The sequence below is a fragment of the Actinomycetospora lemnae genome (assembly GCF_028737315.1).
GTDB classification, from domain to species: Bacteria; Actinomycetota; Actinomycetes; order Mycobacteriales; family Pseudonocardiaceae; genus Actinomycetospora; species Actinomycetospora lemnae.
In genome coordinates this window covers 202,124-217,310 of record NZ_JAQZAO010000004.1, presented here as the reverse complement: position 1 = coordinate 217,310, position 15,187 = coordinate 202,124, and the positions used below count along the sequence as shown (strand labels likewise).

At 71.5% G+C, this 15,187-nt stretch carries 15 protein-coding genes; 1 reads left to right on the top strand and 14 read right to left on the bottom strand.

Translation table 11 applies throughout. The annotated features are described in order from the left end of the window. The first annotated feature begins 101 nt into the window (after nt 1-101). Entirely contained in the window at nt 102-1,007 is a 906-nt protein-coding gene (locus PGB27_RS10540; RefSeq protein WP_274200321.1) for an IclR family transcriptional regulator, read from the top strand. On the opposite strand, the gene PGB27_RS10535 is transcribed toward PGB27_RS10540, so the two are convergent. The 14 genes from PGB27_RS10535 to PGB27_RS10470 form a co-directional block, all read right to left on the bottom strand. Further along, nucleotides 988-2,850 (bottom strand): sigma-54-dependent Fis family transcriptional regulator, encoded by a 1,863-nt coding sequence (locus PGB27_RS10535; RefSeq protein ID WP_274200320.1) that lies wholly within the window; start codon nt 2,848-2,850, stop codon nt 988-990. The genes PGB27_RS10540 and PGB27_RS10535 overlap by 20 nt on opposite strands. A gap of 144 nt (nt 2,851-2,994) precedes the next feature. Next, on the bottom strand, nt 2,995-3,531 hold the full coding sequence (locus tag PGB27_RS10530; RefSeq protein ID WP_274200319.1) for a bifunctional nuclease family protein: 537 nt from the start codon (nt 3,529-3,531) through the stop codon (nt 2,995-2,997). Between the two features lie 11 nt (nt 3,532-3,542). Continuing rightward, nucleotides 3,543-3,788 carry a hypothetical protein gene (locus PGB27_RS10525; protein ID WP_274200318.1) on the bottom strand — a complete coding sequence of 82 codons (246 nt, stop codon included), beginning with the start codon at nt 3,786-3,788 and terminating at the stop codon, nt 3,543-3,545. Continuing rightward, the gene (locus PGB27_RS10520; protein WP_274200317.1) at nt 3,785-4,390 is read right to left on the bottom strand and encodes a hypothetical protein; all 606 of its coding nucleotides are present in this window, start codon (nt 4,388-4,390) and stop codon (nt 3,785-3,787) included. The genes PGB27_RS10525 and PGB27_RS10520 overlap by 4 nt, the downstream gene beginning before the upstream one ends. Beyond that, nucleotides 4,387-5,004 carry a hypothetical protein gene (locus PGB27_RS10515; RefSeq protein ID WP_274200316.1) on the bottom strand — a complete coding sequence of 206 codons (618 nt, stop codon included), beginning with the start codon at nt 5,002-5,004 and terminating at the stop codon, nt 4,387-4,389. The genes PGB27_RS10520 and PGB27_RS10515 overlap by 4 nt, the downstream gene beginning before the upstream one ends. A gap of 32 nt (nt 5,005-5,036) precedes the next feature. Continuing rightward, nucleotides 5,037-5,747: a metal-sulfur cluster assembly factor gene (locus tag PGB27_RS10510; RefSeq protein ID WP_274200315.1), complete on the bottom strand. Its 711-nt coding sequence runs from the start codon at nt 5,745-5,747 to the stop codon at nt 5,037-5,039. A 50-nt stretch (nt 5,748-5,797) separates the two neighbouring features. Continuing rightward, nucleotides 5,798-6,859, bottom strand: a complete 1,062-nt coding sequence (locus tag PGB27_RS10505) for an amidohydrolase family protein (protein WP_274200314.1) — start codon at nt 6,857-6,859, stop codon at nt 5,798-5,800. Between the two features lie 15 nt (nt 6,860-6,874). Beyond that, nucleotides 6,875-7,903, bottom strand: coding sequence for an NAD(P)-dependent alcohol dehydrogenase (locus PGB27_RS10500; protein ID WP_274200313.1), 1,029 nt, complete (start codon nt 7,901-7,903; stop codon nt 6,875-6,877). Nucleotides 7,904-7,933: 30 nt separating this feature from the next. Continuing rightward, nucleotides 7,934-9,622: a chaperonin GroEL gene (groL, locus tag PGB27_RS10495; protein WP_274200312.1), complete on the bottom strand. Its 1,689-nt coding sequence runs from the start codon at nt 9,620-9,622 to the stop codon at nt 7,934-7,936. A gap of 123 nt (nt 9,623-9,745) precedes the next feature. After that, a complete protein-coding gene (locus PGB27_RS10490) occupies nt 9,746-10,066 on the bottom strand; it encodes an MmoB/DmpM family protein (RefSeq protein WP_274200607.1) in 321 nt (106 codons plus the stop codon). Nucleotides 10,067-10,122: 56 nt separating this feature from the next. Next, nucleotides 10,123-11,313, bottom strand: coding sequence for a ferritin family protein (locus PGB27_RS10485; RefSeq protein ID WP_274200311.1), 1,191 nt, complete (start codon nt 11,311-11,313; stop codon nt 10,123-10,125). 3 nt (nt 11,314-11,316) lie between these two features. Further along, nucleotides 11,317-12,369 carry an NADH:ubiquinone reductase (Na(+)-transporting) subunit F gene (locus tag PGB27_RS10480; protein WP_274200310.1) on the bottom strand — a complete coding sequence of 351 codons (1,053 nt, stop codon included), beginning with the start codon at nt 12,367-12,369 and terminating at the stop codon, nt 11,317-11,319. A 141-nt stretch (nt 12,370-12,510) separates the two neighbouring features. Next, nucleotides 12,511-14,163: a ferritin family protein gene (locus PGB27_RS10475; RefSeq protein WP_274200309.1), complete on the bottom strand. Its 1,653-nt coding sequence runs from the start codon at nt 14,161-14,163 to the stop codon at nt 12,511-12,513. 104 nt (nt 14,164-14,267) lie between these two features. Beyond that, the gene (locus PGB27_RS10470; RefSeq protein WP_274200308.1) at nt 14,268-15,155 is read right to left on the bottom strand and encodes an IclR family transcriptional regulator; all 888 of its coding nucleotides are present in this window, start codon (nt 15,153-15,155) and stop codon (nt 14,268-14,270) included. Nucleotides 15,156-15,187: the final 32 nt, after the last annotated feature.

Below are 15,187 nucleotides of genomic sequence, written 5' to 3'. Positions count from 1 at the left end.
TTCGAGCTATAGGTCGGGAGTTCGCTCACATGGGTGGGGCGTTCGCTGGGCGTCCCACATTGAGACAGGCGTCACGTCGCGGGAGCCCTACCGTCAGCGGTGTGGACGACGACGTGGTGCCCGGGGGCGGTGGGTCGCGGTCGCTGAAGACCGCGGCGACGGTCCTGCGCGCGCTGCGCCTGCTCGGGGACCACCCCGAGGGCCTGTGCGCCGCGGACCTCGCCAAGGAGCTCGGCAAGAGCGCTGCGACCGCCCGATACATGATCAACACCTTGTGCGAGGCCGGATACGCCGAACGCACGGCGTCCGGCCGCTGCCGGCTCTCCGACGCGCCGCCCTGGGGCCACTGGGGTACGAGCGCCGAGGCGCCCAGCCCCGTCCCCGGTGACCCGGACCCCGGCGCCGTGCTCGCCGAGGCCACCACCGAGCTCTACCGGCGCACCCGCCAGCGCTCCTACCTCGTGCGCCGCACGGGCACCGTGGTCGCCTCGGTCACCGACTCGCGCGGCCACCAGGGCCTCGCCAAGCACCCGGGCCTCGGCGACCACGTGCCGCCGGCCCACGCCCACGCGCTCGCCATGACCAAGGTGCTGCTCGCGACCTCGGCGGCGTACCGCGAGGTCGTCGACGAGGAGGGGCAGCCGCTCGCGCTCACCCCGGCGACCGTCACCGACCTCGCCGCGCTGCGGGCCGAGCTCGACGCCGTGCGCCAGGAAGGGGTCGCGCTCGACCGCGAGGAGTTCGCCGAGGGCTTCGCCACCATCGCCGCCCCGGTCGTCTCGCCGTCCGGCGCGGTGACGGTGGCGCTCGGGCTGTCCTGTTCGGCGCGCCGGCTGGCGCTCGACGAGGACGAGCTGGTCGACGCGGTGCGCGCGGTGGCCCGGCACGCGAGCGCGCAGTGGGCCGGCGAGGTCGGGGCACGCCCGGTGCCCGCCCTGCCGTTGGAGCCCGCGGCCCCGGTGCGCCCGGTCCACAGCGAGCCGCTGGTCAGCGGCCCACGTCGCTGATCCCGAACGCCCGCAGCCGCCGGTACAGAGTCGCCCGCCCGATCCCGAGCGCCGCCGCGGCCTGCTTGCGGTTGCCGTTCGCCTCGACCAGCGCGGACACGATGAGGTCGCGCTCGGCGGACTCGAGCGGGGTGAGACGCCGGCGGGTGCCGCTCGCGAAGTCCGCGGGCAGGTCGCCGGGCTCGATGTCCCCGGCCGGGCGCGCGGCGAGCGCACGGCGCAGCACGCCGCTGAGCTGGGTGACGTTGCCGGGCCAGCGGGCGCCGGTGAGCAGCGCCGCGGTCTCCGGCGTGCACCGGGCGCGCCGTGACGGCGCGAGGCGGGCGAGCAGGGCGGCGGCGATCACCGGCACGTCGTCGGGCCGGCGGCGCAGCGGCTCGACCAGCACTGACGTCGCGAACCCCGCCAGCACACCGCTGACCGGACCCTCCTCGGGCGCGCGCTCCGCGGTGATCAGCCCGACCACCCACCACGTCGAGGGGACCTCGCCGAGCAGCGCCGTCAGCGCCCCCGCGCCGGCCTCGTCGAGCGCCTCGGTGTGCCGCACGACCACCGTGACCGGTCCCGCCCCGTCCGTCGACGCCTCCGCCGCGTACCCGGCGAGCGTGACCGCGGCCTCCGGGTCGGTGCCGTCGACCGCGACCCACCGCGCACAGGAACGGGTCTCGCCGTGCACGGCGCGCACCGCGGCGGTCTTGCCCGTGCCCGGCTCGCCGAGGACGACGGTGCTGCGCGCCGCGGCCGCCGCCGTGCGCAGCGCGGCGGCGACCGATCGCCACGGCCGCGAGTCGCCGGGCAGGCCGGGCAGCGGGCGGTCCGCGGCCGGCGCGGGCGGCGCCCACGTCGACACGGACGACGACGGGCCCGGCAACGCGGGGCCCGGCGGGGCGGGCATGTCGGGCCGTTCCGGCGGCGCGTCCTCGCGTCCGGCGAGGCGCAGGCTGCTGCGGCTCGGCACCACCTCGACGACGACGCCGACCGGCCGCTCGGCGGGCACCGGGGTGATCATGAGGCGCGCCGGCCCGTCGGCGAGGAGCACCCGGTCCTGGTGCGGGCGCGCGGTCTCGCCCAGCTCGAGCGCCCGCATCGTCACCCGGTCCTGGTCGAGCGGGGAGAGCGCGCGGGCGGCGCGGTTGGCCATGACGAGGTCGTCGGTGAGCGCGAGCACCGGCCCGCGGGTGCGGGCGCACGTGGCGCGGAACGCCGCCATGACCCGGCGGATGCCGACCCCGCCCCGCTCGCGCAGCACGTCCTCGATGTCCGTGGCGGCCTGCTGGGCGAGGAAGCGCATGAGGTCGTTGGCCTCGGAGCGCAGGCAGGTGACGTCGAGGATGCCGGCGAGCGCGCCATCCGGGCCGCGCACCGGCGCACCCGCGCACGCGAAGGCCTGCAGGCGCTCGCTGAAGTGCTCGGCGCCGACGACCAGGGCCGGGATCGCGCCCTCGAGCGAGGTGCCGACCCCGTTGGTGCCGGCGAACTCCTCGGCGTAGCTGAAGCCGGGCGCGAGCGAGATCGCGTCGAGGCGGCGCTGGAGCTCGCCCTCGCCGACCCGGCGCTCGAGCACCCGCCCGTCGGCGTCGGTGAGCACCACGGCCACGGACATGCCCGAGAGGCGCTCGGCGAGGTCGTCGAGCACCGGCCGCGCGCAGTTGGCCAGGCTGCCGTCGAAGTCGAGGTCGGGCTCGTAGGGGAGGTCGAGGTGGGTCGCGTCGACCCCGGCGCGCCGCGAGCGCTCCCAGGAGTCGACGATCTCGGGCCGGACGATGCCGGAGGCGCTCACCGAGCCCCGGTCGACGAAGTACTCACGCGCACGACCGAGGGCGCTCTGGGCGCGTCCGTCCATGGGCCACCTCGCCATCGACCACCACGCCGAAGTGATGGACAACACGGCATCGTACGGCCCGAACGGGCTCCGCAGGGGCCTTCGCGTGTCTCGGATCGAGACGAACGACCGGCGACACCGCAGGTCAGGGCCTTCGGCCCGACCTCAGCCGGACTCCCGACCCTGCTCACGGCCCTCGCCGCCGTCGGGCGGGCGGCCGAAGTCCTGGGCCGTGGCCTGCTCGAGGAACGCCCGCATCTCGACCACCTGCTCGGCGGCCTCGCGCGCGGGCTCCTTCCTGTCTCCGCCGAGCTCGCTGAACGACTGGCCGACCGCGTCGAGCACCGCGTCGGCGACCTCGATCGGCAGCGCCTCGCGCACCGCGACCGCGAGCACGTCGCTCGGCCGGGCCGGGAGGCGCGACCCGTCGTCGAGCACGAGCTCGGCCCGGAACCGGTCGTCGACGAGGTCGACGATGGCGCCGTGGTCGAGCCGCCGGCCCACGAGCAGGGCCAGCTCGCCGAGGAGGTCCTGGGTGAGCCGGTCGTCGTCGGACGGCTCCGGTGGGCGCGGGCCGCGGTCGATGATCTCGGCCTGGGGCCCGCGCACCGAGACGACGAGGCACCGGTCGGCGCCCGCCTCGACGAGCAGCGCGAGCGGCTCCCGCGTCATCCGGTGCACGACGAGGCGCGCGACGCGCATCGTGACCACGGTCAGTCCCGGGTGTCGTGGGACGCGTCGAACGCCGCCCGGATGCGGGCGAGGTCGTCGCGCACGCGCTCGGCGTCCTGGCCCTCGCCCCACGACGGGTCGCCGGGCGTGATCCCGAGCGAGCGCAGCAGCTGCGCCGCCGCCTCCGACGGGTCGCCGGACTCGCCCAGCACGGGGTGCAGCCCGTGCTCGGCGAGGTGGTTGAAGACGAGGTTGACGACGGTCCAGGGGTTGTACTTCTCGATCACGCCTCCCCCTCCGGGGCGTCGGTGAGCTCGACCTCGTCCAGCGTCTCCAGCTCCGAGGGGCTCAGGCTGCGGGCCCCCTCGAGCACCGTGCCCTGGTGCTCGGCGATGCGCTGGTCGACGAGCTGGCTGAGCTGGTAGGCGATCGCGCCGGTCTGGTGCACCGAGATCGTGTCGGGCAGCGCCTGGCGGGTGGAGGTGATCGCGACCCCCTGGGGCACGCCGTCGGCCACGGCCACGCCGACGTCGAACGTCTCGCGCGGGTTGGCGGCGGGGTCGGCGTAGTGCTTCTTGAGCTGGCGCAGCATCTGGTGCCAGGCGAGCACCTCGCCCTCGAGCTGGAGCCCGGTCACATCGGCCTCGGTCAGGCCCATGCCGCGCCCGCCCGGGGCGAAGCAGCGGGTGTAGGACAGCAGGGCCGTCGTCCACAGGGACTCGACGACGACCGGATCCGGCTCCGGGACGGACAGCTGCGTCACCAGGCGCTCGCAGCACAGGAGCACGGTCTGCAGGTCGTCGAAGATCGCGGCGAGGTCGGCCAGCGCGGCGGCGGCCGGCGACCCGATCCGACGGACGGTGCGGGGGGTCTCGCTGGGCGCAGTCATGCGTACTGCTCCTCTCGGACGGGGGTCCGCGGCACGGGGAGGGCGGGGGTGGGCGGGGCGTCGGGCCTGTCGTCCAGGACGTCGTCGAGCACCGTGTCGAGCAGGGCGACCAGGGCGATGTCGCGCTCCGGGGAGCCGGGCGGTCCGGTCACGGCGAGCAGCGCGTGCACGGCCGCGACGAGCTCGTCGAGCGCGGCGAGCCCGCAGCCCACGACGGCCCACCGCGGCAGTCGCCGCGCGAGCCGGTGCGGGACGGCGGTGCGCCACGCGCGGGCCGCGCGCCGGGCCCGGACGATCCGCCGGAGCGCGCCGGGGTCGCCCGGGCGCAGGGCGAGCACGGATGCGGCGGCGTGCGCGACCAGGCGCCAGGTCAGCGCCGGGTCGTCGCTGTCGGCCCGGGTCAGCGCCTCGGCCCGCCGCACGAGCGCGGCGCGGCCCACGGGCGAGCACCGGTCGTTGACCTGGGTCGCCAGCGCGGCCACGGCGGGGTGGGTGCACCGCGGCCAGGCCCGGAACGGCTCCCCCGCCAGGACCGAGACGTGCTCCATGAGGCAGCGGCCGGTCCCGGGGTCGACGTGGTTGCCGGGATCGAGCCGGACCGGATCGACCGGCATGGCGAGGTCTCTCCTCTCGGGCGCGACCCGCTCTACAGCCCGTAGCGGGCCGCGAGCTGACCGCGGCAGATGCTGGTGTTCGCGTCGACACCGACCTGGTACGAGCGCGCCTTGCGCAGGTGCAGCGGCAGGGCCTCGACGCCGACGGTGCGGCCCACCGGGTCGACGACCAACGGCGCGTCGTCGCCGTCGGGGATGCCGAGCTCGCGACGCCGGGCCCGCAGGCGCTGCAGGTCGGGGCTGTCCGGGGCGTCGCCCAGGGTCATGGCCGCGATCTGCTCGGGCGTCGCGCCCCCGCGGACCAGCGGGCGGACGACGAGGTCGGTGCCGGCCATCATCGCCCGCTCGGTGAACGTGCGCCGCAGGTCGTGCAGCTCGTCGACGGCCTCGCCGACCTCGGTGCCCGCCATGGAGTGGACGAAGCCGGCCCGTGCCGCGACGCCGGCGTTGATGGCGTCGGAGGCGAAGTGGTCGATGAGCACGACGTCGACGTCGGCGAGCCCCGGCACCTGCGACACCGCGTCCCACGCGTCGGCGACCATGAGGAACGCGAAGTTCGGGGCGCAGAAGTAGGTCGGCAGGCGCAGGCGCACGTGCGCGATCCCGTCCTCGTCGACCGAGCAGTCGGCCACGAAGTCGAGGCTCACCACGTCGGTGTCGAGCTCGGGGTCGCGCACCGTGCGCAGCGCCTCCCACACCCCGCCGACCAGCGTGGCCGGCGGGGTGTCGGGGACGCGGGACACGGAGCCAGCAGACCAGTACGCCGCCAGGGGAGCTGGACCCGTGTCCGCGGTCATGCCTGGGCCACCGACCGGTCCTCGACGAGCTGGGCGTCGTCCTGCGCGGCCGGCTGCCCCTCGCTGATCTGGCACTCGGCCGGCACGTCGATGCCGTAGAGCTTCGCCGCGTTCAGACCGAGGATCTTCTTCTTGCCGTTGGTGTCGAGGCGCGGGTAGTCGGCGAACTGGTCGTCGTCGGGCATCGTCCAGTCGACGAAGCCCTCGACCTGCCACTTCGGCTCCCAGATGTTGTAGTCCGAGCCGAAGGTCATCTTGTCCTCGCCGACCCAGAACAGCAGCTCGCCCATGACCTTCGCGAAGAACTTGGGACGGGCGTGCATGAGGCCGCCGATGACCACCGACAGGCCCGCGTACACGTTGGGCTCCTGCGTCGCCATGAAGCAGAAGTCCTCGATGCGCGGCAGACCCACGTGCTCGACGATGAAGTTCAGGCCCTGGAAGTCCGTGGCGGCGTGGTCGACGTCCGAGACGTCGAACGCGTCCTTGTCCAGCGGCCAGATCGTCGGGCCCTTGTGGACGTGGATGTTCTTGACGCCGAGCTCCTCGGCGCGCTGCAGGAAGCGGTAGGCCTCGGGATCGGTGAGCTTGAAGCCCCGCGAGTCACCGTTCCACTCCGCGGTGTAGATCTTCGCACCGGTGCAGCCGTACTTGCGCACGTTCTCCTCGAACTCGCGCATGCCGGCGTCGCCGTCGCGGGGGTCGAAGCGCGTGTTCAGGATGAACTTGCCCGGGTACTTCTCGGCCAGGTAGCCGTTGCGCTCGGTGGTGTTGAAGCCGTCCTTGTACCACTCGCGCAGGTACGTCGACTGGAAGATCGCGACGTCGACGTGGCCCTCCTCGAACTCCTCGCGCATCAGCTGTTCCTCGGAGACCTTCTGGAACTCCTCGAGGGGCTGGTGCGTGTCGGCCGGGCCGAGTCCCTGGTAGGCGTGGAAGCACTCGATCCAACCCTTGGCGTACTGCTCCGCGCCCTGCACCCAGTTCTCGGGCGACGCGTCCCAGTAGTGCATGTGGGAATCGACGATGAAGTACTTCTCGCCGTCCTTCTCGTACATGTGGTGGTGTCCTTCCTACGGGACGAGGATCGCCCGGCCGCGCACCTTGTTCGCGTCCAGGTCGTGCAGGGCGTCGAGGGCGTTGTCGAGCGAGTACTGCTGGGTGTGGAGCGTGACCTTGCCGGCCTGGGCCAGGACCATGAGCTCGACGAGGTCGTTGTACGTCCCGACGATGTTGCCGATCACGTTCTTCTCCCCGGCGACGAAGTCGAGCGTCGGGGCCTTGAACTCACCGCCGTACCCGAGGACGAACTGGTAGCCCGCGGGTCCGGTCATCTGCCAGGCCTCGAGCTCGACGCCCTGCTCGGCGACGAAGTCGAAGACCACGGTGGCGCCCCCACCGGTCAGCTCCTGGACCTCGCCCACCTGGTTGCCGTCGGCGAGGACCGTCTCGTCGGCGCCGATCCGCTTCGCCAGGTCGAGGGCGTCCTTGTTCTTGTCGACCACGACGATCTTCGTCGCGGTCAGCGCGGCCAGGGCCTGGATGCCGATGTGGCCGAGGCCGCCGGCGCCGATGACGACCGCCGACGTGCCGGGGTACAGGTACGGCACGGCCTTGCGCACGGCGTGGTACGCCGTGATGCCCGCGTCCGCGAGCGCCGCGACGTCGGCGGGGTTGGTGTCCGGGTTCAGCTTCACGCACGCCCGGGCGGTGGTCCGCAGGTACTCGGCCATCCCGCCGTCGTTGTTGGACAGGCCCGGGAAGAACGCGCCCCCGGTGCACTGCATGTCCCGCCCCGCCCGACACGCGAAGCACAGCCCGCAGGACGGCTGCGGGTGCAGGATCACGGTGTCCCCGACGCTGACGTTGGTGACGGCGTCACCGACCTCGTGCACCCAGCCGGCGTTCTCGTGCCCGATGACGTAGGGCAGATCCGGGTTCTGGATGTCCGCCCAGTCACCGTTGACGATGTGCAGGTCGGTCCGGCACACCCCCGCGCCACCGATCTTCACGATGACGTCGAGCGGGCCCTGCAGCTTCGGCTCCGGGATGTCGTCGAGGCTGGGGTCCTGCTGGTAACCGTGGACGCGAACGGCCTTCACGACGAGCTCCTCTCGATGGTCACAGCGCTGTCACCCCATCGACGGGCCGAGGCCCATCGACTGCGGTGTGCTCGAGTCGGGCGCCGGCTGCGGCAGGCCCTCGTCGAGCTGGCCGAACTCTGTCATGAGGGACTTGTTCCAGGGGGTCTGTTCCTCGGCGACGAGCGAGTTCGTCGTGAGGATCAGGCCGGCCACCGAGGCACCGTTCTGGAGCGCGGAGCGCACGACCCGCAGCGGGTCGATGATGCCGAGCTCGATCATGTTGCCGAAGCGGCCCTCGAGGGCGTCGAAGCCCTCGTCGACGCCCAGGTCGCGGGTCTGCTTGACGACGTCGCCGCCCTCGTAGCCCGCGTTCGAGGCGATGAGGTTGGCCGGCTCGGACAGCGCCGCGCGCACGATCTCGGCGCCGATGCGCCCGTCGCCGGTGAGACCGTCGAGGTCGGCCAGCGCGGACTCGGCGTGCAGCAGCGCCGCGCCGCCGCCGGCGACGATGCCCTCGGCCATCGCCGCGCGGGTCGCCTGCAGCGAGTCGTCGACGCGGTGGCGGACCTCCTTGAGCTCCGCGTTCGTCGGGGCCCCCACCTGCAGGATCGCGGCCTTGCCGGACAGCCGCGCGATGCGCTCGGAGAACCAGTCCTCGTCGGTGCCGATCGTCGCGCGGTCGAGCTCCGCCCGCAGCTGCGAGAGGCGCCGCTCGCGGCCGGCCGGGTCGCCGAGGCCCCCGATGATCGCGGTCTGCTCGCTGGTGGCACGGACCTGCGTCGCGCGGCCGAGGTGCTCGGCGCCCATCTGCTCGAGCGAGAACGCCGACGCCTTCGAGTACACCTTGCCGCCGCAGAGGGCGGCCATGTCCTCGAGGAGGTGCACGCGCTTCTCGCCGAACCCCGGGGCCTGGATCGCCGTGACCTTGAGGTGCCCGTTGACGTGGTTGTGCACGAGCATCTGGAGGGCGGAGCCCTCGACCTTCTCGGCGACGATCACGAGCGGCCGGGGGTCGCGCATGATCCGCTCGAGCACCGGCATGAGGGAGCGCACGTCGGTGATCTTCTCGGCCGAGAAGAGGATGTACGGGTCGTCCAGGACGGCCAGCATCGAGCCGGGGTCGGTGACGAGGTACGGCGAGACGTAGCCGTTGTCGAACTCGAAGTCCTCGACGAAGTTGACGTGCAGGCCCAGCATCGGGCCGTCGTCGACGGTGATGACGCCGTCGTCGCCGACGGTGTGCAGGGTCTGCGCGACGACGCGTCCGATGGCGTCGTCGTCGTTGGCCGAGATCGCCGCGACGCGCGAGAGCGCCTCGACGTCGTCGACCGGGTGCGCGACCGAGGCCAGGTGATCGACCACCCGCGCCACGGCGGCGTCGATCCCGCGCTTGACGAGCACCGGGTTGCCGCCCTGGCCGATGGCCTTGAGGCCCTCGCGGACGATCGCCTGGGCCAGCACCGTCGACGTCGTGGTGCCGTCACCGACCACGTCGTTGGTCTTGACCGCGGCTTCCTTGAGCACCTGCGCGCCCATGTTCTCGAACTGGTCGCGCAGGTAGATCTCCCGCGCGATCGTCACGCCGTCGTTCGTGACCTCCGGCGTGCCCGTGATCTTCTCGAGGATGACGTTGCGCCCCTTGGGCCCGAGCGTGGACTTCACGGCTTCGGCGAGCTGGTCCACCCCCGCCTGGAGCGCGCGTCGTGCGTCGGGACCGAATCGCAGTTCCTTGGCCATGGCTTCGTACGGCCTCTCTTCTCCTCGTGGGCGCGAACGGGGCGATCAGTGCGAAAGGGAGAGAAGGCGGCCGGGCCGCCGCCCGCGGTGCCCCCGCAGCGGACGGCGACCCGGCCACCGGTCCTACTTCTTCACCACGGGTGGGAGCATGTCGCCGATGAACTCGGCGGCCTCCTCGAGATTCCCGAACATGATCGTCCGGTCGTCCATGTGGATCATCTTCCCGTAGTGGGTCGACATGTTCTCCTCGAACTCGGCGGCGTTGTAGAAGTCGGGCTCCTCGCCGAGCGCCTCGGAGATCTCCGCGTACACGAAGTCCATGCGGCCCACGCAGTCCACGCGGATCATCGAGGGCAGGTGCTTGACCGTCACGTTCTCCTGACGGTCCATCACCTCGGCCACCACGACGCCGATCTGGTTGTTCATCAGCGTCACGCCGGCCATGCCGGACTCGGTGTTGTCCTGCTTGAACGGGCTCTCGGCCGTCTTGAAACTCTTGGTCACTGGTTCAGCTCCTTCGGGGTCTCGAGGCCGAGGTCGGTGAGGATCGCGGAGAAACGGCTCTTGGCTCGGTCGAGGGCGTCCTCGAACCGCGGCGGCTTGGCGTCGGGCTGCGACCACATCGGCTGCATCGTGCGGGCCGCCTCGAGGCACTTCGGCACCCACTTGGAGAGCCAGCCGTTGAACAGCTCCTTGTTGTGGTCCGCGAACTCGCGGTCCTGCGTCAGCGGCGCGAAGGCCGCGACGGTCCAGCGCAGGTCGCGCTGGGCGTAGTCGTACTCCCCGGAGCCCATGACGGTCGGCGTCACGTAGTCGCCGTGGCCGGCCGCCGACTGCATGACCAGGTTCGACCGGAAGAGCTCGCCGATCAGGGGCTCGAAGACGATGTTGGTGGCGAAGATCATCTCGCCCCAGTCGTCCTCGATGGCGGTGATCTCCTCGACGACCTTGCGCACGCCCTGCCACTCCGCGTCGTTGTTCCACGCGTCGATGTGGGCCGAGCCGTCGAAGCCCTCGATCTCCTCGGTGAGGGTGAGGTTGTAGAGCGCCAGGTCCTGCGCGAAGCGGATCTTGTGCTCGCTGTTCACGGCCATCGCCGTGTTGTGCATGTTCGTCGGGCCGGACCGGTTGCACGCGGCGAACACGTACAGGCCGAGGATGTGCTCGATGTGCATCCAGGCGCCGACGTTGCGCTCCACGAAGCGCACCCAGTTCGGGGTCCACTGGTCGAACGCCTTCGCGTTGCGGGCGTTCTCGACGTTCTGGGTGACCTGCCGGACAACGTTGGCGTTGTACCGGTACATCGTGAGTTCCCACTCCTCGTTGGGATCACGGAACTCGTGCCACCCGTGGGCCGGCCAGTCCTCGACGTGCTTGCCGCCGGAGCCGGGGCCGCGCTCGGGCTCGGGCTCGTCGACCCCCCACGCCTTGAGCTTCGTCCAGGTCAGCGGGTAGCCGCGCGAGCCGTCGGCGAAGCCGTAGATCCACCCCTGGGAGAGGTAGTGGCGCGGGTCCGGCTGGACCTCGACCGTCACGTCCTCGTAGTGGGTCTGCTTGCGCTTCGCCGGCTTGAAGTAGTTGTAGCGCCGGGCCGAGGGCCCGGAGTCGGGGAACTCCTTGGCGCCCGCTTCCGCGTCGGTGAAGACGGGCTTCGGAACGCTCCGCTCTGGACGTTCTTCGGTGCTGGTCATGGGTTAGCCCTCGTCCTCCGGCTCTCCGGTGGTGGTGAACTTGTCGAAGTAGATGTGCTGCTCGTCCATTCCGCGCTGGGTCAGCAGGGCGATCGCCGCATCCACCATCGGCGGCGGCCCGCACACATAGGCATCCATCCCTTCCAGGCCCGGCTCGTTCTCCCGGACGACCTCGGTGATCAGTCCGGTCGCGCCGTCCCAGTCGTCGCCGGTGTGCTCGGAGAGTGCGGGGACGTAGCGGAAGCCCGGGATCTTCTCCTCGAGCGCGCGCAGTTCGTCCTCGAAGCAGAGATCAGCCTTCGTGCGCGCGCCGTAGTAGAGGCGCGCCTTCCGCTCGCCGTCCTTCTCCGCGAGCGCCCGCAGGAGACCGAGCAGCGGGGCCATGCCCGCGCCGCCGCCGACGAAGACGATGTCGGAGGTGCGGTTCTCGCGCAGGGTGCAGGTCCCGAACGGGCCCTCCACCTCGATGCGGTCACCGGGCGCCACCGTCTTCTCCAGGAACTGCGAGAAGGCGCCGTCCGGGTAGATCTTGATGACGAACTCGAACACGCCCTCGCGGTTCGGGAGGTTCGCCATCGAGAACGACCGCACCTCGCCGGTGTCGGGCACCGTGAGGTCCATGTACTGGCCGGGGAAGAACTTGATGTCCTCGCCGGCGACCTGCTTGACCACGAGGTGGCGCATGTCGTGGGTGACGGCCTCGTTGGACAGCACCTCCACGGTGCCCTTCCGCACCGGGAGACCGCTGCGGATGATCTCCTCGTCGTAGTTGAGGAGCTCGATGACCAGGTCGTCGTAGGCGTGGGCGCGGCAGAGGAGGGTCTGTCCCTCCTCGCGCTCCATGTCGGGCAGGGCGAACGTCGAGTACTTGTCGAGCTCGATCTCGTCCATGTCGCCCTCGAGGACGAAGGACTTGCAGGCGGCGCACTGCCCTTCCTTGCAGCCGTGCATGAGCTGCACGCCCTGCTCGAAGGCGGCACGCAGGATCGTCTGGTCCTCGTCGACCTCGATCTCGATGCCCACCGGTTCGAAGCGGACCCGGTGCTTGTCACCCATCGATGGCTTCTCCGTTCGGGAGGTGTGGGCCGGGATCCGGACGAGGAGGGGGGTGTCCTCGACCGGACGAGGGCGTGAGGGATCGAGGGAGGGCCGGGCGGACCCGGCCCTCCCTCTCACCCCACCGTGGTGCGGCCGCGACTAGCTGGTCGCGTCGGCCGGACGGCCGGCCGGGCCCTGGCGGTTGTAGTCCGCCACGAACGCCTCACGCTCCGCGTCGCTCATCTCGTTGAGGATGACGTTGGGGCTGGCCACGTGCGGCATGCGCCGCAGGTGGTCGAGCGTCCACATCTTCTTCGGGTCGAGATCGAGGTGCGGCTGCGCCGTCATGGTCTTGCCGTCGTCGCGGACGAAGCCCATGTCGGAGACCACGTCGGCCCAGTTCCAGCCGTGGTAGAGCGTCTCCCACTCGCGGTGACCCACGAGCTTGCCCATGTTCGGGGTCTCGCGACCCTGGTACGTGGGCCGGAAGGCCTCGGCGTCGGTCCAGCGGCAGGCCTCGTGGCAGTACGTCCGCCACTGACCGTCGACCTTGTCCACGACCATGTCCTCACGCACGAGGCACGGGACCATGCAGGTCCAGCACCGGTGCGGGTACACGTAGTCGACGTCCTCGGCGACGATCGGGTGGTGGCCGTTCGGCTTGGCCAGACGGTTGTAGTTCTCCCACCACTTGCCGTACTTGTCGTACCAGCCCGGGTACTTGTACTCGAACCACTCGAAGTCCTCGTCGGTCATGCCGTCGATGCGCCAGTAGTTCGCGAGCCACCCGGTGGCGAAGAACTGCGCGACCTCGTGGACGTAGCCCTTGTTCCAGATCTGGTTCCAGGACTCCTCGACCAGGTCGTGCGGGATCACGAGGCCGTACTTCTCGAGCGGCAGCAGGTACGCCCGGTAGTAGTCGTCGTAGATCCAGCGGCGCCACATCTCCGCGTAGGACTCGCGGTCCTTGCGGCGGTCCTTGGTGCCGTACTCGATGAACGTGCCGATCGCGGCGTCCACCACGCGGTGGTTGTTCCACCACGCGTAGCGCAGGTCGCGCTCGAGGAGCTGGCGGTTGTCCTCGTCCGACAGCGCCATGAGCAGCGTGGCGTAGCCGTTCGAGATGTGCCGCGACTCGTCGGACTGCACGGAGTGGAACACCGTGGGCAGCAGGTAGTCACCGTTGGCCGCGGCCTCGGCCGGCATGGCCACGAACAGGGTGTTCGTGAACGCCGTCTCGGCGACGATCGTGAGGTAGATGCTGGCCGCGGTGATCGCGTCACCGGTGATGAACCCCTCGGCGAACTGACGGCCGATGGTGCCGCAGTAGTCCGAGTGGAAGTTCCGGAGGGTGTTGTTGAAGCCCGCCGGGTCGATGTAGTTGTTCATGTACAGCCGCTTGAGGTTCTGCTGGATCGTGCTGTGCCGAACCTCGTCGATCATCTGGATCGCCTGGCCGTTGTGCAGCTCCGGGTTGGGAACGGCCTGGAACAGCATCGGCATCGACCGGGCGGCCGAGATCTCCGGCAGCGGGATGATCGACAGGAAGAGCTTCTGCCACTCCAGCCACCGCTCCTGGACCTGGCGGAACATGTTCCCGCGGATCGCGCCGTCGGACGCTCCGTAGACGCGGTTGTCCTTCTCCTCCTGCATGGGGAAGTAGGACCGGAGGACCTGCTTGAGCGGGTCCTTCTTGGCCGCCTTGCGGAAGGTGTAGTCCGTCCCGTACTTCATGTACGGCTCGTGGTACACCGGCTCCCAGGAAAGTTCCTGGATCTTCTGGTGAGCCTTCGCCAAACTCTGACGGCTCATCTCTTCTCCTTGTGGAGTTCGTGCTCGGCCTGCGGGGTTCCGCAGCCGTGGTCCGTGGTGGTGGCCGCCCCGTGCGGGGGCGGCACGGCCGGTGTCGGCCCGCGTCAGTGCCCGGGGGGCACGGGGTCGGCCGGTCGCGGCGGGGGCAGGTCGCCCGTGACGGGCTCCGACTCCAGCCATCCGCGTGTCGCCGTGCTGGCGACGTCGCGGACGGCGCCGGTGAGCTCCTCGGCGTGGGCCTCGAAGCGCGTCGCCGGGGTCGAGATCGCGATGCTCGCGGCGACCCGCCCGTCGGGGGCGAAGATCGGCGCGCCGATGCAGCAGAAGCCCTCGGCGTACTCCTCGCGGTCCACCGCGTAGCCGCGCCGGCGGACCCGCTCGAGCTCGAGCTCGATCGCCGGGGTGCTCGTGATCGTGGTGCCGGTGAACGCCTCGAGCCGGGAGCGCTCGCGCAGCGCGGCGGCGTGCGTGCCGGACGAGGCGATGAGTGCCTTGGTGACGGCCAGCGCGTGCGCCGACGCGAGCGGGATGCGCTCGGCGAGGTCGGGGATGCGGGCGAGGCCCTGGTGGCCGCGGGCGTCGACGATCACCGTCGCGTCCTCGTCCTCCCAGCGCGCGAGGTAGGTGCGCTGGCGGGTGCGCCAGTAGAGCTCGGTGACCGCGTCGGAGAGCCGCTCGGGCAGCTCGTAGCGCGTCAGGTCCTGCGGGGCCTCGGCGTCACCCCACGCCCCACCCCACGGCGGGGCCTCCTGGAGACGGACCCGGCCGGTCTGCCGGTCGCGGACGGCGAAGCCCTCCTGGCAGAGGGTGTTGAGCAGGTACCGGGCGGTCGCCGTGCTCTTGCCGAGCTCGGCGCCGAGGGCCTCGGCCGTGACGCCGTCCTCGGCGGCACCGAGGAAGCGCAGCGCCGCCAGTGCCTCGGCCGCGGTCTTGAGGGAACGCCCCCCGCCGGGACCGCGGCCGGGAGTTCCGGGCCGCCGCGCATCCGTCATGCGTGCCCTCCTCCCGACAGGTGACTCTCGCG

Excerpts from the sequence above, each read along its gene's own strand:
- PGB27_RS10485 (WP_274200311.1), bottom strand. The coding sequence starts at position 11,313 with ATGACCAGCACCGAAGAACGTCCAGAGCGGAGCGTTCCGAAGCCCGTC.
- PGB27_RS10480 (WP_274200310.1), bottom strand. The coding sequence starts at position 12,369 with ATGGGTGACAAGCACCGGGTCCGCTTCGAACCGGTGGGCATCGAGATC.
- PGB27_RS10490 (WP_274200607.1), bottom strand. The coding sequence starts at position 10,066 with ATGGCCGGCGTGACGCTGATGAACAACCAGATCGGCGTCGTGGTGGCC.
- groL (WP_274200312.1), bottom strand. The coding sequence starts at position 9,622 with ATGGCCAAGGAACTGCGATTCGGTCCCGACGCACGACGCGCGCTCCAG.
- PGB27_RS10470 (WP_274200308.1), bottom strand. The coding sequence starts at position 15,155 with ATGACGGATGCGCGGCGGCCCGGAACTCCCGGCCGCGGTCCCGGCGGG.
- PGB27_RS10530 (WP_274200319.1), bottom strand. The coding sequence starts at position 3,531 with ATGCGCGTCGCGCGCCTCGTCGTGCACCGGATGACGCGGGAGCCGCTC.
- PGB27_RS10505 (WP_274200314.1), bottom strand. The coding sequence starts at position 6,859 with ATGTACGAGAAGGACGGCGAGAAGTACTTCATCGTCGATTCCCACATG.
- PGB27_RS10475 (WP_274200309.1), bottom strand. The coding sequence starts at position 14,163 with ATGAGCCGTCAGAGTTTGGCGAAGGCTCACCAGAAGATCCAGGAACTT.
- PGB27_RS10515 (WP_274200316.1), bottom strand. The coding sequence starts at position 5,004 with ATGCCGGTCGATCCGGTCCGGCTCGATCCCGGCAACCACGTCGACCCC.
- PGB27_RS10535 (WP_274200320.1), bottom strand. The coding sequence starts at position 2,850 with ATGGACGGACGCGCCCAGAGCGCCCTCGGTCGTGCGCGTGAGTACTTC.
- PGB27_RS10520 (WP_274200317.1), bottom strand. The coding sequence starts at position 4,390 with ATGACTGCGCCCAGCGAGACCCCCCGCACCGTCCGTCGGATCGGGTCG.